Source organism: Pseudomonas corrugata (assembly GCF_001269905.1).
Taxonomy (GTDB): domain Bacteria; phylum Pseudomonadota; class Gammaproteobacteria; order Pseudomonadales; family Pseudomonadaceae; genus Aquipseudomonas; species Aquipseudomonas corrugata.
On the sequence record NZ_LHVK01000007.1, the window covers coordinates 157,781 to 173,951 of the forward strand.

Annotated in this window: 14 protein-coding genes and 1 pseudogene; 13 read left to right on the forward strand and 2 right to left on the reverse strand. The window is 59.0% G+C overall.

The features are described 5' to 3' along the window. The first annotated feature begins 104 nt into the window (after nt 1-104). From AD665_RS10410 to AD665_RS27825, 10 genes and pseudogenes are all read left to right on the forward strand, one after another. Complete coding sequence (locus AD665_RS10410; RefSeq protein WP_053191994.1) at nt 105-752, forward strand: nicotinamidase; 648 nt, start codon at nt 105-107, stop codon at nt 750-752. 9 nt (nt 753-761) lie between these two features. Next, nucleotides 762-1,991, forward strand: a complete 1,230-nt coding sequence (gene pncB / locus AD665_RS10415) for a nicotinate phosphoribosyltransferase (RefSeq protein WP_053191996.1) — start codon at nt 762-764, stop codon at nt 1,989-1,991. Between the two features lies 1 nt (nt 1,992). Continuing rightward, nucleotides 1,993-2,826 (forward strand): ammonia-dependent NAD(+) synthetase, encoded by an 834-nt coding sequence (gene nadE, locus AD665_RS10420; protein ID WP_053191998.1) that lies wholly within the window; start codon nt 1,993-1,995, stop codon nt 2,824-2,826. A 63-nt stretch (nt 2,827-2,889) separates the two neighbouring features. Continuing rightward, on the forward strand, nt 2,890-3,486 hold the full coding sequence (gene nudK / locus AD665_RS10425; protein WP_053192000.1) for a GDP-mannose pyrophosphatase NudK: 597 nt from the start codon (nt 2,890-2,892) through the stop codon (nt 3,484-3,486). Nucleotides 3,487-4,050: 564 nt separating this feature from the next. Continuing rightward, on the forward strand, nt 4,051-5,022 hold the full coding sequence (locus AD665_RS10430) for a tripartite tricarboxylate transporter substrate binding protein (protein ID WP_024777801.1): 972 nt from the start codon (nt 4,051-4,053) through the stop codon (nt 5,020-5,022). A gap of 69 nt (nt 5,023-5,091) precedes the next feature. Next, a complete protein-coding gene (locus tag AD665_RS10435) occupies nt 5,092-5,565 on the forward strand; it encodes a tripartite tricarboxylate transporter TctB family protein (protein WP_024777802.1) in 474 nt (157 codons plus the stop codon). Nucleotides 5,566-5,574: 9 nt separating this feature from the next. Next, nucleotides 5,575-7,095, forward strand: a complete 1,521-nt coding sequence (locus tag AD665_RS10440; RefSeq protein ID WP_024777803.1) for a tripartite tricarboxylate transporter permease — start codon at nt 5,575-5,577, stop codon at nt 7,093-7,095. Between the two features lie 144 nt (nt 7,096-7,239). Next, nucleotides 7,240-8,397, forward strand: a complete 1,158-nt coding sequence (locus AD665_RS10445; RefSeq protein ID WP_024777804.1) for an L-talarate/galactarate dehydratase — start codon at nt 7,240-7,242, stop codon at nt 8,395-8,397. Nucleotides 8,398-8,415: 18 nt separating this feature from the next. Beyond that, nucleotides 8,416-9,849, forward strand: a complete 1,434-nt coding sequence (locus AD665_RS10450) for an FAD-binding oxidoreductase (protein WP_033034301.1) — start codon at nt 8,416-8,418, stop codon at nt 9,847-9,849. A 12-nt stretch (nt 9,850-9,861) separates the two neighbouring features. Next, nucleotides 9,862-10,050: pseudogene (locus AD665_RS27825) on the forward strand (GDP-mannose pyrophosphatase); the annotation flags it as partial. Here AD665_RS27825 and ftrA read toward each other — a convergent pair. Next, on the reverse strand, nt 10,007-11,047 hold the full coding sequence (gene ftrA, locus AD665_RS10455; RefSeq protein WP_053192002.1) for a transcriptional regulator FtrA: 1,041 nt from the start codon (nt 11,045-11,047) through the stop codon (nt 10,007-10,009). The pseudogene AD665_RS27825 and the gene ftrA sit on opposite strands and share 44 nt — an antisense overlap. Before the next feature lie 89 nt (nt 11,048-11,136). Here ftrA and AD665_RS10460 point away from each other — a divergent pair, with 89 nt between their 5' ends. Continuing rightward, entirely contained in the window at nt 11,137-11,880 is a 744-nt protein-coding gene (locus tag AD665_RS10460) for a HalD/BesD family halogenase (protein WP_053192004.1), read from the forward strand. A 92-nt stretch (nt 11,881-11,972) separates the two neighbouring features. Here AD665_RS10460 and AD665_RS10465 read toward each other — a convergent pair whose 3' ends face one another. Next, the gene (locus tag AD665_RS10465; RefSeq protein WP_053192005.1) at nt 11,973-14,204 is read right to left on the reverse strand and encodes an LTA synthase family protein; all 2,232 of its coding nucleotides are present in this window, start codon (nt 14,202-14,204) and stop codon (nt 11,973-11,975) included. Nucleotides 14,205-14,392: 188 nt separating this feature from the next. Here AD665_RS10465 and AD665_RS10470 point away from each other — a divergent pair, with 188 nt between their 5' ends. After that, nucleotides 14,393-15,295, forward strand: coding sequence for a LysR family transcriptional regulator (locus AD665_RS10470; RefSeq protein ID WP_053192007.1), 903 nt, complete (start codon nt 14,393-14,395; stop codon nt 15,293-15,295). A 125-nt stretch (nt 15,296-15,420) separates the two neighbouring features. After that, nucleotides 15,421-16,041, forward strand: a complete 621-nt coding sequence (locus tag AD665_RS10475; protein ID WP_024777810.1) for a glutathione S-transferase family protein — start codon at nt 15,421-15,423, stop codon at nt 16,039-16,041. The last annotated feature ends 130 nt before the right edge of the window (nt 16,042-16,171 follow it).

Below are 16,171 nucleotides of genomic sequence, written 5' to 3' on the forward strand. Positions count from 1 at the left end.
TTCAGATATGTATGAATCGATAGGCAAGAAAAATTCTTTTCACGGTGGCTTGTCAGTAAAGTACACGTTATGTACTCTCGTTGCCGTGAACAGGAGAAACCAGTATGAACAGCCTGAACCGTAAGACGGCTTCCTTCGATGTCGATGCGCAAAAGAGCTTTACACCGCTTTGTCCTGATGAGCTGCCAGTGCCTGGTGGAGAGCAAATTGGCGAAGAGCTGAATTTCATCGCTTCCCTGGCCAGCCTGCGTGTCGGCAGCAAGGATGCCCATTCGCCTCAGGCGCCATGGGTGGTCGCCGAGCATTCACAGATGCTCACCCCGACCGGGCTCGAGCACGCCGATATCACTTGGGTCAGCCACTGTGTTCCCGGTACTGAAGGTTTCACCCTGCTGGACGAATTGCCGACTCCCTACGATTACGACTACTTCGTCTGGAAGGGCGTCGAGCCGGATTTTCACCCGTACGGCGCCTGTTACCACGACCTGCACGGCAAGCTGTCCACCGGGGTGATCGAGTATCTGAAAGGCCTGGGTGTGGAGCAGGTTCTTGTCGGCGGGCTGGCGCTGGATTTCTGCGTCAAGACCACGGCCCTGCAACTGGCGGCCGCCGGCTTCAACGTGATCGTTCACCTGCCGGCCTGCCGGGCCATCAGTGAGGAGGGCGCCACGCAAGCCATTCAGGACCTGCGGCAAGCGGGGGTCCGGATTGCCAGGACCCGCGAAGAAACCATTCGCCTGGCAGGCGAGTGAGGAGCAAACATGGACAGCGCATTCGATCCAAGCAACGGTGTCATCCAGAGTCTTCTGGATACCGACTACTACACCTTCACCATGATGCAGGCGGTCTTGCACCAGCATCCGAACGTGGAGGTGGAGTATCAGTTTATCGTGCGTTCCAAAGAGCGGCTCGGCCACCTGATCCCGGACATTCGTGTGGAGCTGGAAAAGCTTGCCGGATTGCAGTTGCGCGAGGGGGAGCAAAGGTTTCTGTTCAACAAGCGTTTCCGCGAGTACCTGACACCGGACTTCGAACAGTTCCTGGGTCTGTTTCGCTTCAATCTGCGCTACATCCACGTGTCGGAGGTCGACGGTCAACTGCATATCCGCGTCCGTGGTCCGATGTTGCACTGCATCATGTTCGAGCAGCCGGTACTGGCGATGGTCAGCGAGCTGCGCAACCGCGAGAAGTACCCCGAAGTCGAACTGGCCGACGTTACCCGCAAGCTGTATCAGAAGTTCGAGTGGCTGGAGAAAAACGCCAGCCGTGAAGAACTCGCCGAGTTTCGTGTTTCTGACTTCTCCACCCGCCGTCGGCTGTCCTTCAGGGCGCAACGCGAAGTGGTGAATATCATGCGCAGTGATTTTCCCGGCGTGTTTGTCGGCACCAGTAACGCGCACCTGGCTTACGAATTCGATCTCCCGCTGATCGGCACGATGGCTCACCAATGGCTGATGGTTCACCAGCAACTCGGGCGTTTGCGCGAGAGTCAGAATGCGGCCTTGGAGAACTGGGTGCGCGAGTATCGTGGCCGGCTCGGTATTGCACTGACGGACTGCATCAGCACCGACTTCTTCCTCAAGGATTTCGACCTGTACTTCGCCAAGCTCTATGACGGGCTGCGCCAGGATTCAGGCGACCCTATTGTCTGGGCTGACAAGGTGCTGGGGCGTTACCGGGAATTGGGTGTCGATCCACGCACCAAGGATCTGATGTTTTCCGATGGTCTCAATTTTGAAAAATGCTTGCCGATCCTGCGTCATGTTCGCGGCAAGGCCAAGTTCGGTTTTGGCATGGGTACCAGCCTGGCCTGCGATGTCGAGGGGGTCGAACCTCTGAGCATTGTCATGAAACTGGTGCGCGTCCACGGCGAGCCGGTGGTGAAGTTCTCCGATGATCCGATCAAGAACGTCTGTGAAGATGTTTCGTTCCTTCGCTATGCCGCCCAAGTGTTCAACCTCGCCCTGATCAATCCACAGATGGGAGCCTGATATGACTTCACTTCAGCAAGAGCGTATTGCCCGGGAACTGGGCATCGATCGCCAACTCAAACAGGGCGGTGAGCACGTCGAGATTGCCCGTCGCGTTGGGTTTATCAAGCAGGTTTTACGTGAGTCGGGTTGCACGTCCCTGGTACTCGGTATCAGCGGCGGCGTCGACTCGCTCACAGCCGGGCGTCTATGCCAGTTGGCGGTGGAACAATTGCGAGACGAGGATTACGAGGCGCGTTTTATCGCCGTGCGACTGCCTTACAAGACCCAGGCCGATGAGCCAGACGCCCAAGCATCCCTGGACTTCATCCGGCCGGACTTGATCACCACGAGCAACATTGCCGCGTGTGTGGATGGCCTGATGGCCAGTATCGCGATCGACGGCTTGCAGCCTTCGGCCGAGCACACCGACTTTGTCAAAGGCAACGCCAAGGCCCGGGCACGGATGTTGGCACAATACGCCATTGCCAATATGAGCAATGGGCTGGTGGTCGGTACCGACCATGGCGCGGAGGCGGTGATGGGGTTCTTCACTAAATTCGGCGACGGGGCATGCGACTTGGCGCCGTTGTCCGGGCTGACGAAGACTCAGGTGCGGTGGTTGGCCGATGCCATGGGCGCTCCTGCGTCGCTGGTGCACAAGGCGCCGACCGCCGATCTCGAAGACCTGGCACCCGGTCGGTTGGATGAGGTGGCGTATGGTTGCAGTTACATGGAGATCGATGCGTATCTGATGGGTGAAGAGGTGTCGCCTCAGGCGCGACACATCATCGAACGCGCCTACGGCAAGACGGCTCACAAACGAGCATTGCCGCGTGTTCCGGCGGTGTCATGAACGACATCAAGCCAGCGTAAGCAGGCTTTCAAATGCAACCCTGGTCCCGAATGGAGTGGATGAATGACCCAGGCAACCGGTATCAACGATCGCGTGCGCATCAAGAACGTCGAAGTGCTCTCGGACAACTGGTACGTACTGCGCAAGACCACCTATGACTACCTCGGTCGCAACGGCCAATGGCAGGAGTTGACCCGCGAGACCTATGACCGCGGCAACGGCGCCACAATCCTGCTATACAGCAAGGCCAAGCAGACCGTGGTGCTGACCCGGCAATTCCGCTTTCCGGCCTTCGTCAACGGACACGATGACTTGTTGATCGAAACCTGTGCCGGCCTGTTGGACAACGACGATCCGTACACTTGCATCCGCAAGGAAACCCAGGAAGAAACCGGTTACGTCATCCAGGACGTGCGCAAGGTCTTCGAAGCCTTCATGAGCCCTGGTTCGGTGACCGAGCGGCTACATTTTTTCGTCGGCGAGTATTTCGACGAAGACAAACGACACGCAGGCGGCGGGCTGGAGGAGGAGGGCGAGGAAATCGAGGTGCTGGAGCTGCCGCTCGACCAGGCCCTGGGCATGATCGAGAGCGGCGCCATCTGCGACGGCAAGACCATCATGCTGTTGCAGTACGCGAAGTTGCATCGCTTGCTGGATTAGGTTCACCTCATGCGTCCAGCCAGGACGCTCTTCCCCGGTCAAGTCTCGAGCGTGGCGGCGTCGGAACATGAGCTGATCGGGGTCTTCCACAGCTTCGCATTCGATGAAGCGTTACAAGCTTGAACCCAGAAGATTTTTTGTCTGCTCGATACCCCACCCTCTGTGCGCCGGAACGCAGGCCCAACCCGCTCTTGTTGACAGCCTGTTCGTCGTATTCACACCGAGCCGCTGAACAACTGCGTTGACAACCTGAGGCATAGGTGATGAGATTCAGTCATACGACAACGTATGACATCAGAAAATAATAAAAACGAAAGGCGCAGACATGTCTTCTACATTTGCAGCCCTGCAAGTCGGTAATACCTCGGCCTTGCTCCTTTACACAGCGCGCCAACGGCCTTCGTCACTGTCTGGAAAGCCTTATGCAGGCTTGCCAGCGCAATCGAATTTTCCCCTCTTGACGTTCAAGCAGCATCGCCTGTCCAGCCCGGCGGTGGCTCCGGACGTGTCCGTTTCCTCCTTAGTTTCCATCCCACAATGAATGGCAGTACCTGGAGAACAATAATGAGAAAAACATTCTGCGCCTCTTTGATCGCCTCTTTTCTGAGCCTGACCGCCGGCACGGCAATGGCCGCCGACGCCAGCGATTGGCCAAGCCGACCCGTGCAGGTGGTGGTCATTGCCAACGCCGGTGGTGATACCGATTTCAATGCCCGAATGATGGCCAAGTACTTCACCAAGCTCACTGGCAAATCCATGGTGGTGACCAACATGGCCGGCGGGGGCGGGACAATTGCCGCCGATGCGGTCAAGAGCGCGGCGCCGGATGGCAATACCATTCTGTTTACTCATACCGGCCAGTTGATCGTGAATGAGGTGGCAGGCCTCTCGGAGGACCGTTTTGATGCATTTGATGTCTCCTGCATCGCTGGCGTCGACAAAGGTGCGGTGTTTGTCTCGGCGAAAAGCTCGGGCATCGACACCCTTGATCAACTGATTGAAAAAGCCAAGGCCAAGCCCGGCACCATCACCTACGGTACCGAGATGGGTAGCTTCTCCCATATTCAAGGGCTGATGTTCGAGAAGCTGGCCGGCGTGAAATTGAAAATGGTCGACAGCGGCACAGTGTCCGAAAAAATCGTCGCCTTGCTGGGCAAGCGTATCGACCTCGGCGCCATCAGCTATGGCTCGGTCCAGGATTACATCGCCAGCGGCAAAATGAGTGCCCTGGGTCAACCCAACGCCGAGCGCAACGTGCTGCTGGGGGACGTCAAGACCTTCAAGGAACAAGGCGTGGACCTGATTCTGGACAAGCCTTACGTCGTGGCCTTCCCGAAGGGTACAGATCCGGCCATCGTCAAGAAGATGGCCGATACGATGAAGAAAATCACCGAAGAGCCGGAGTACGTCGAGGAGTTGAAGAAGTCGTTCAAGCAACCGGTCAGCTTCCAGGGCACCGAGGAAGCCATTGCCACCCTGAACAAAACCCGCGACAGCTTCATGCAGTTCAAGGACGAGATGCGTAAGGCCAAATAACAACGCACGACGGGCTCGGGTGCGTACTGGCACCCGATAGCCCAGTCCTTCCCAGCAAGAGGAGCCTGTATGGATTCCTATAAACGAAACGAGCTGATTGCCGGATTGGCAATGCTCGGTGCCGGCGTAGCGTATCTGGTATTGACCCTGAATCTGCCGCGCCGCAGTTTCGTCGATGCCGCGTTTGTGCCCTGGCTGCTCGCCATTGCGTTGTGCCTGTTGGGCGCGTTGCAATTATGGGCTTGGCGAAAGCTGCCGGACCAATCTGCCGAACCCGCTGAAAAAACCGAGCAGATTGATTACCCGACGGTCTTCAAGTCCCTCGCGTTGGTGTTGCTTTACACCGCGCTGCTTGAGCCCGTGGGATTCATCGTCATGACCGTCCTTTATCTATACGCCCAATTCATCGTGTTGACCCCTGCGGAACAGAAGGTCAAGCACCTCCTGTACGCGTTCATAGCGGTCGTTTCTTCGGTGTTGATCTTTTACATTTTTCGTCATGGCTTCGACTTGCTCCTGCCTGTCGGTCTATTGGATTTCTAGGAGACGGTCATGATTGAACTCATGCAGCAAGGCTTCGGTGCCGTACTGACTCCCTACGTGTTTTTCCTCATGACCCTCGGCGTTGCGGTGGGGATTGTATTTGGTGCGGTGCCCGGGCTTTCGGCCACCATGGCTATCGCGCTGTGCCTGCCACTGACTTACTCGATGGGGCCAGGTCCGGGCCTGGCGCTGCTGGTTGCGCTGTTTGTCGGTGCCACCTCGGGAGGGCTGATATCGGCGATATTGCTCAACATACCGGGAACGCCGGCATCGATCGCCACGACGTTCGATGGTTGGCCGTTGATGAAGAAGGGCATGGGCGTCAAGGCGTTGGGGGTCGGCGTGGTGTTCTCGTTCCTGGGCACCATTTTCAGTATCGTCGCGCTGATGTTCATCGCTCCGATCCTGGCGGATCTGGCCTTGAGTTTCGGCCCGCACGAATACTTTTCCATCGCGATTTTCTCGCTGACGTTGATCGCCACGCTGTCCACCGGCTCGTTGGTCAAAGGCTTGTTCGCCGGTGCCCTGGGCTTTGCCTTTTCCACCGTTGGGATTGCTCCGGTCGAGGCTATCCGCCGCTTTACGTTTGATGTGCCGAGCCTCAATGGCGGCTTTGCCATGCTCACGGTCATGATCGGTATGTTTGCGGTGGCCGAAGTGCTGAAGTTTGCTGAAAGCGCACGCCTGAGCCATCGGGCCAAACCACAGCACGTCAGCATGAAAGGCGTGAAAGGTTTTGGTTTTTCGATGAAGGAGTTCGTCGGTCAACTGCCTAATGCCGCCCGTTCATCCGTAATCGGCCTGGGGATTGGTATCCTGCCCGGCATTGGTGCCGGTACCTCGAATATCGTTTCTTACATTGTGGCGAAGAAACGTTCCAAGACCCCGGAGGAATTCGGCAAAGGCAAGATCGACGGCGTGGTCGCCAGCGAGACGGCAAACAACGCCGGCATTGGTGGCGCGATGATTCCGCTTCTGACCCTGGGCATTCCCGGCGATACCACCACGGCTGTGATGCTCGGCGGTTTCATGATCCACGGGATCCAGCCTGGTCCTCTGCTGTTTATCAGCCAGGCGCCGCTGGTCTACACGATCTTCGCCGCGCTGATCCTCGCTTCAGTCATGATGCTGGTGCTCGAGTTCTACGGACTGCGCATGTTCATCAAATTGCTGGCGGTGCCCAAGCACATTCTGTTGCCGATCATCCTGGTGCTCTGCGTGGTCGGCGCATTTGGCCTGAACAGCCGGATCTTCGACGTCTGGGCGGTGCTGCTGTTTGGCTTGCTGGGCTACGGGTTCGTCAAGAGCGGGTTGCCGATTGCGCCGTTCATCATCGGTTTCATCCTGGGCCCCATGGCGGAGACCAACTTGCGTCGTGGCCTGATGCTGTCCGATGGCAATTTCGGCGGCTTCCTGTCCAACCCCATCTCAGCGGGCTTTCTCGTCCTGGCTGCCGCGTCTATCTCCTGGCACTTGGTGACGGTCATTCGCCACAAGAAAAGCGCTGCTATCGAATTGATGCGCAGCTAGTGGCCTGTACGGTTAATTCGAGTACTCAACTTCGAGTGCACGAATTAGCCACACAGGCCACTAGCCCGTTTTCATTCCTGCTTATACACCGCTGTCACACGAACCCGTGCGGCAGCGGCTGACCCCAAACGTTCGGAGCATGCCATGCAAGATGCGCCTCAAATGCCTTCCGCCGACGACGACCGTATTGCCTGGGTGCGCGTGGCCTCGGTTTTCCTGCCGCTGGCCAACCCCATCAGCGATGCCAAGGTGCTCACCGGCCGGCAAAAGCCGATGACGGAAATCGCCATTCTGTTTGTGGAAATCGAAACCAGGGACGGCCATCGCGGCCTGGGATTCAGCTATTCCAAGCGCGCCGGTGGTCCCGGACAATTTGCCCATGCCCAGGAAGTCGCCCCCAGCCTCATCGGCGAGAACCCCAGCGACATTTCCAAGCTGTGGGACAAGCTCTGCTGGGCCGGTGCTTCGGTGGGGCGCAGTGGTCTGGCCACCCAGGCGATTGGTGCGTTTGATGTCGCTTTGTGGGACCTGAAAGCCAAGCGGGCAAATCTTTCGTTGGCCCGCTTGCTGGGCGCCCAGCGCGATTCTGTTCAGTGCTACAACACCTCGGGAGGTTTCCTTCACACCCCGCTTGACCAATTGATGATCAATACCGACCTCTCCCGGGAAAAGGGTATCGGTGGAATCAAGCTCAAGGTCGGCCAGCCTGACCAGGCGCTGGATCTGCGCCGTGTCAGCACCATCCGCAAACATCTGGGGGATGACTTCCCATTGATGGTCGACGCGAACCAACAATGGGACCGACCCACCGCGCAGCGAATGTGTCGACGTCTCGAGCAGTTCAACCTGGTCTGGATCGAGGAGCCGTTGGATTGCTACGACGCTGAAGGTCATGCCGCATTGGCCCTGCAGTTCGATACGCCGATCGCGACCGGTGAAATGCTCACCAGCGTTGCCGAGCATTGGGAATTCATCAAGCTGCGCGCAGCCGATTACCTGATGCCCGATGCGCCCCGTGTTGGTGGCATTACTCCTTACCTCAGGGTCCAGGCGTTGGCCGAGCAAGCGGGACTGATGATCGCGCCGCACTTTGCCATGGAACTGCACATTCATCTGGCCGCCACGTACAGCCGCGAGCCATGGGTTGAGCATTTCGAATGGCTGGAGCCACTGTTCAACGAACGCATGCAAACCCGCGATGGACGCATGCTGGTGCCTACCCGACCTGGCCTTGGATTGTCCTTGAGCGAGCGTGTGGCTGGCTGGACGGCGAATCAGGCCACGTTTGGGCAGCGTCCGTAAACCGGTCGAGGACGGAAGATGCCAGCGTTGAGTGATGAGGTGCTGCAACGCATCGAGCGGGTGGTCGGGCAAGCAGGATTGGTGTGCGACCCTGAGCTGATGCAGGGCTATCTGACGGATTGGCGTAATGCCTATCAAGGCCAGGCAGCCTTGGTGATACGTCCGGCGTCGACCGAAGAAGTGGCCGAGGTTGTACGAATCTGTCATGACGCCCAGGTTGCCTTGGTGCCGCAAGGCGGCAACACTGGCTTGTGTGGCGGCTCGATCCCTGACGCCTCTGGCAGCCAATTGGTGTTGTCCTTGACCCGGATGAAACGTATCCGTGAAATCGATCTGGCTAACGAAACCATCACGGTCGAGGCCGGCGTGATACTGCAACAATTGCAGGATGCCGCGAGCCAGGCCGGTCGCCTGTTTCCGCTTTCGCTGGGAGCGGAGGGCAGTTGCACGGTGGGCGGCAACCTGGCGACGAATGCCGGCGGCACGGCGGTGCTGCGTTACGGCAACATGCGTGAGTTGACTCTTGGACTGGAAGTGGTCCTGCCTGACGGCCGCGTCTGGAACGGGTTGCGGGGATTGCGCAAAGACAACACCGGTTACGATCTCAAGCACTTGTTCATCGGCTCGGAGGGCACGCTCGGTATCATCACGGCGGCGGTGCTCAAACTGTTTCCGGCGACCCATAGCACGGCGACCGCCTGGGTCGCGCTACCTTCGCCGCAGGCGGCGGTGGACTTGATCGGCCATATTCGCGGCTTGTGTGCCGACCGCCTGACGGGCTTCGAGATGATGTCGCGCCAAAGCCTGGATTTTGTCCTGGACCACGTGGCTGGCTGCAGCGACCCGCTGGCAACGAAGCACCCCTGGTACGCCTTGATTGAATTGCGAGACACCGTGCCCGATGCGCCATTGGCGCTGCTGCTTGAAAACGGCCTTGCCAGCGCCTTGGAATGCGGTTGGGTCATCGATGCGGTACTGGCCGGCAATCAGGCACAAGCTGCGGCGCTCTGGGCGCTGCGCGAAGGCATTTCCGAGGCTCAGAATCATGAAGGCCCCAGCCTCAAGCATGACATCAGCGTGCCCGTGAGCCGGATACCGGAATTCATCGAGTGCACCGACAAGGCCCTGCAACAGGACTTCCCCGGCGTGCGCATCGTTTCCTACGGCCACGTGGGCGATGGCAACCTGCACTACAACATCAGCAAACCGCTCGCAGACACGGACGCCTCGTTCAGGACTCATGAACACGCGATCATGCAAGTCATCTACCGGATGACGAGCGCCTTCAACGGCAGCATCAGCGCCGAGCATGGCTTGGGGCAAGCCAAGCCTGAGGCGGCAGTTCGCTTCAAGGACCCCTTGGAGATCGAATTGATGCGGGCCATCAAACGCACGCTGGACCCCGCCGGGTTAATGAACCCCGGCAAGGTCTTCGCCACTGTACTGGAGTGACCGCGCCGGGCTTTCGTCGGCGAATATTTCGACTAAGACAAACGACACGCCGGCGGCGGGCTGGAAGATGAGGGCGAGGAAATCGAGGTGTTGGAGCTGCCGTTCGACCAGGCCCTGGGCATGATCGAGAGCGGGGACATCTGCGACGGCAAGATCATCATGCTGTTGCAGTACGCCAAATTGCATTGGTTACTGGATTAGTTTCAGCAACGGTAACCCGGGATGCTTGCCGGCCGACCTTGGGGCTGCCAAACCTTTCACGATAGGCCGAGGGCGGCAAGCCGACGGCGTTCCTGAACGCCGCCCGGAAACTTTCCACCGAGCGATAACCACAGGCCTGCGCAATGCTGGTCGCGCTCTGATTGGTGGTTTCCAGCAACTCCCTGGCCCGATTCAGTCGTTCCTGTTGCAGCCAGGCCTTTGGTGATAGGCCAGTGGTTTCGATGAAACGACGCAGGAAGGTGCGCTCGCTCATGGCCACGCGAGCTGCCATGTCGGACACGCTCAGGGATTGGTGCAGATGTTCGCGGCTCCACTGCAAGACCTGGCTCAGTTCGTTGCGCGGCGACGTGCACACGGGTGCGACAATGAATTGCGACTGGCCACCGGTTCTCTGTGGCGCCATGACCAGGCGACGGGCTACCGAGTTGGCGACATGAGTACCGAAATCCCGGGCGATCAGGTGCAGGCAGGCGTCGATGCCGGCTGCACTGCCGGCTGAGGTAATGATCTGTCCCGAATCGACATAAAGCACATTCGGATCCACGTTGATCAGAGGGAAGCGTTCGGCAAGCTCATCGGAAAACTGCCAGTGGGTGGTCACCGTTTCACCGTCGAGCAGTCCCGTGGCAGCGAGCACGAATACACCGGAGCATATCGACAGCAAGCGAGCGCCCCGGGCATGGGCACTTTTGAGGGCGTTCAGCAGCGCTTGCGGGGGCGGTTCGCGATAACTGCGCCATCCTGGAATGACGATGGTGTCGGCGTTTTCCAGCTCCTCCAGCCCGACGTCGACCGAGATCTGAATGCCTCCCAGTGCCCGCATGGGGACCGGATCGACAGCAACGAGGCGATGGGCGTACCAGGCAATGTCCAGCTCCGGACGAGGCAGGCCGAATATCTCCAGCGCAATTCCGAATTCGAATACGCAAAGGCCCTCGTAGACGAGAATTGCCACTGTTCCTGGATGGTTATGCATTTGGCGAAAAACTACCGTTTGTTGTCGTCTGCTGCACTGTAGCGAACAGTTCTCTCGTCCTACAATCGGACCATGAGATGGAGCAGTGAATGAGTAATCGAATAGCAGGTCTGGACTTGGCGGATGTGGAACAGCAACTTTCCAAGCACTTCCGGGATTTCCTGGACAATGAAATCCGGATGAAACAGGTCCGTAACGCGTTTCATCAAGATGGCTATTTTCACTTCAAGGACTTTTCATTTCTACCTGGCGAGATGTGGGAAGAGCTTCATACCGAAGTGCATGGGTTGCTTGATGAATATTCGGCAGGACACGAGGCGACGGTCCTGTTTATCCATGATCCCCACCGCAAGGTTCATATGATCCCTCAAGCGCAGATCGCCGAGGGCGCAGCCGTGGTTCCGGCGCTCTATCACTCAGAGTCGCTACGCCACTTCCTCAGCTGCATCGCAAACGAAGAACTGGCGTCTTGCCCGGACAGCGGACAGTACCTGATCAGCAGGCTGAATCATCCAGATGATACCCATGATTGGCATTGGGGTGATTACCCTTACACCCTGGTCTGGATCATTGAGGCTCCTGAAGGCCCGGAGGGCGGCGATGTATTGCAATGCGTGCCCTACAGTAATGGGAACAAGGATGACTTGCACGTCTGGGAGTACAGCCTGGGCAACCCCGGCAAGGCCTGTCACCACCTCAGGGGTGATGTGTATTTCCTCAAGTCCGGTACCACGCTGCACCATCTGGTGCCAATTCAGCGAAACGCCACGCGCATCATTCTCAGTACCAGTTGGCTGGTGGCTGCGGCCGGCGAAGCGATGTTTTGTGGATAAGTATTGAAACGCAGCGGTTAGCGCCGCGAGTGACCAGGCCTGGCCCCGGATAGTGAAACGCGCAGCCGTCTGCAATGGCTGGGCGTTTTTGGTCAACTGGGCTGGAGTTGGCTGTTGTCCTGCATATCGTCCAGGTATTCGGGTTGGTCCGCCTGGTCCGCCTGGTCCGCCTGGTCCGGCAGCTCGGTCACGACGCTGAAGTCGCTGATCTCGATCGCACCCGTCCCATGGCCCAGTAAATGGAAGGAAAACGCCTTGCGTGCCTGTGGGTTGTCGAAACGGATGTTCATCAGCAGGGGTTGTTCAGGCGTCACCGCCACATCCGTTGGCAGTTCCATGGACACATCACGTTCGAACTCCTTGGCCTTGAGGGAAATGTAGGCCGTATGGTCCGCGCCGATGGCACGGATGCTCAGGCTGACGCGGGTCTGTGAACCCTTGGGCATTTCCAGGTATTGGGCGCCGATCAGGTTGTCGGTCCAGTCGTTGGACACCTGGGCTGGGAGTGGAATTTTCTCGGTGCTGCCGAACTGATAATGCTGGTTCAGGGGGGTGCGCAGCAGGGTCTGGTCAAGGGCCGTTGCCCGGGCGCTGATCAACCTGGCCCGATGGCCGCTGTAGTGCCCGCCATAGGTCGCCCGGTCCGCGATGAAACCTTCGCTGGCGTAATAGCGGCAACGCTGCAGGAAATCGCATTCGGTGAACGTGCCCTTGCCGTCGTGGTAGCGCAGCATGCCATTGGTGAACGACATGATTTCCCGACCCGTTGCGTAGTCCCTGAACATCGAGCGGCCGGACAATGACGCGGGCACCGGGAAACCGAAGTAGTCGAGGATCGAGGCGGTCAGGTCCACATGGCCATAGGTCCCTGGCTTGATGCGAGGCAAGGGTTCCGGCGCCAGCGTCAGGTTGAACCCCCAGGATGACGCCAGGCGTACATCGTCGATGCCATGGGACTCGTCCGAGGTGATCACCACCAAAGTATTTTTCAGGATGCCCTGGCGTTCCAGGCCGATGAGGAAGTTATCCAGCGCATCATCCAGGTAACCCACGGCGGCCTGTTTGGCGGTGTCATAGCGCTGCAGGTAGTCATCCGGTGCGGAGTAGGGCTGGTGCGTACCAACGGTCAGCAGGGTGAGCATCCAGGGCTTGTCGGTTTGTTGCAGTTGCCCGACATAGTCCAGCGCGCCTTCGAAGAACGTCTTGTCGTCCTTGCCCCAGGGAAACTCCAGGTAAGCGGGTCGGGTGAACCACTCCATGCCCAGGGTTGTGTCGAAGCCGATGTGGGGCATGATCCTGTCCTTGGCCATGAACCGCAGGCCCGCACCCTGCAGGAAATGCGTGGCAAAGCCATGCTGGCGCAACTGGGCCGGCAGGCAGGCCTGGTTGCGCCGGGTCTGGTTGAGCATTTCGACGCCCTTGGGCGTGCCGTCGTCGAGCTTGTCGTAGTCGCCACATAGCATTGCGTAAAGGCCGCGGATGGTCTGGTGGCTATGCAGGACATAATCGGGCGTGTTCATGCCTCGCTCGGCCCAGGCACTGAGGCGTGGCATGGGGTTTTCCTGATAACGACTGTTCAGAGCCTGACGGTTCGCACCTAGATAGGCACCGGGAATGCCTTCCAGGGTGATGACCAGCACGTTGCGCGCCTGGCCTGGTGCGGCCAGCAGCTTCTGCCCATCGAGGTCCAGCCGGGTCAGGCCTTCCATTGGCGGGAGTGGGATACCTGCATCGCTTTCAAGCCAGTCGTTGATTTGGTCTTGCCCGGTAGAGACCGCTGCTGTGGCGAGTTGATGGGGTAGATTGAACACATTCCACTGGTCCGCCTCGGTGGGGTGCCAGGATTGTACGGTGCTATGGATCAGCAGGAGCAGCGCAGGCAATGCCCACGCGTGGCGTGGCAAGGATGGTGCACGGCGTGAGCGGCCGGGCCGCAGGACCATCAGCCAGAGCGCCAGCGCTGTCAGTTGCAGCGCGGCCAACCAGGGATGGGCGAAGCCGCCGCTGCTGGAATTTTCGACGAATTGCGGATCGGTCAGGTAGTGCAGGTCCGAGGGATTGGGCATGCGTCCGACGGCGCTGACCAGTTCGATGTTGGTCAGCGTCAGTGCGGTCCAGGCCAGCAGCACAGGCAAGCTCAGCCAGAGGGGGCGACGGTAGAGCAGCGCGAGCAGCAGCCCACCAACGCCCACGTCGGACAGGTAGCCTAACGGATCGGACCAACCCAGTGCCAGACGCAGGGCGAGAGGAACGACCAGGACCAGACCGGCCAAGGTGATCAAAGGAGCGAAGGGAGAAGAGAGTCCGCGGTAAAAAATGTTCACGAAACAGGCCTTGTACGGTGCTGTTTATCAGTCATCAAACGGTAATGATGGGCGCGATGGTAACAAGCCTGGTCAGCTGCAACCGTCTCGTCACGCTGCGGTCGGTTTGCTCAGGCCCTACAATGGCCGTGCAGCATGGCTTTGCGGTGTCTGGCAAACTTGTATCAGGATTTTTCATCGGGGGATGGATGGACAGGTTTCAGGAAATGCAGGTGTTCATTGCTGTTGCACAGGAGTCCGGTTTTTCGGCGGCGTCGCGGCGTCTTGGCCTGTCGGCGGCCAGCGTGACCCGCGCGGTGGCTGCGTTGGAGCAACGCATCGGCACGCCTTTGCTGGTTCGCACCACCCGCAACGTTTACCTGAGTGAAGCCGGTCAGCGCTTTCTGGAGGACAGCCGGCGAATCCTGGGCGATCTACAGGAAGCCGAGGATTCGGCGGCCGGCAGCCATGCCCAGCCCAGGGGGCAGTTGACGATTACTGCGCCGGTGTTGTTCGGGCAATTGTTCGTGACGCCCATATTGGTGGAGTACCTGCAACAGTATCCGGAAGTCGTTATCAATGCTTTGCTGCTGGATCGCAATGTCAGCATGGTCGAGGAGGGCATGGACGTTGCCGTACGCATCGGCGAGTTGCCCGACAGCAACCAGCACGCCGTCCGCGTCGGTGAAGTGCGGCTGGTCGTCTGCGGCTCTCCTGCGTTTTTCGCTCGGCATGGCCGGCCCCGGCATCCGCAAGACCTGGAACGACTGCCAGTAGTGGCTTCTTCGGCCATAGGCCAGGTCAGAAGCTGGACCTTTGTCGATGCTGGGCAAACGTTGGCGGTCCGGCCGGTGCCTCGGCTGATGGTCACCGCCAATCAGGCCGCCATAACCGCCGCCAGCCAGGGCCTGGGAATGACGCGTGTGCTGTCTTATCAAGTGGCAGGTGAGATCGCTAGCGGGGGCCTGGAAATCGTCCTGGCCGATTTCGAGCTGCCACCCCTGCCGATACACGTGCTGTACCAGGGTGGACGCAATGCGCCAGCTCGGGTTCGCAGTTTTGTCGATTTCACGGTGAGCGCCCTGCGTAGGCACCCGGACTTGAGTGGCTGATGTATTGTTTCGCTGGAGGAAATAATGGATTGCGTTTGCGGGTGATTCTCTAGTTTTTAACTAAGGGGGAAGATGACGCCATCGATGCCGTTCTGCTGACGGCGTCATTTCCAGCGGAGTTGACCATGAACCCCATCAAGCTTTATCACTTCCCGCTTTCCGGACATGCCCACCGCGTTCAACTGATGCTTTCTCTGCTCGAACTGCCGGTCGAGGTGGTCTTCGTCGATCTGGCCAAGGGGGCACACAAACAGGCGGATTTCCTGGCCATCAACCCATTTGGACAGGTACCGGTGATCGACGATGACGGTGTGGTACTGGCCGACTCCAACGCCATTCTGGTGTATCTGGCGCAGAAGTATGGCCGGGGCCGCTGGCTTCCGAGCGACCCGGAGGGTGCCGCCCGGGTGCAACGCTGGTTGTCGGTGGCTGCCGGGCCAATCCATTCCGGGCCCGCCACGGCGCGTCTGATTACGGTGTTCGGCGCGCCATATAACGCCGAGGATGTGATTGCGCGGTCCCACAGTCTGTTGAAAGTCATCGATCAACATTTGAGTAGCAGCACTTGGTTGGCGGGTGATGCTCCCACCATCGCCGATGTCGCCGGCTACTCCTACATCGCCCATGCGCCGGAGGGCAACGTGTCGCTGGACGACTACGTCCATGTCCGCGAGTGGTTGGCGCGGATTGAAGCACTGCCCGGGTTCGTGGGCATGCCGCGTACGGTTGCCGGTTTGCAGAAGTAGCCTGTAGCGCGGGGAAAGGGCCGTTCGACAATGCGGCGGCCCTGACCTTGTGGTGATACATGAAAACTTCGGCCCACTGACCTGGCCTATGCCCGTCCGGAGCAAGACGCGGTAATCTGCCGGGTTTCAG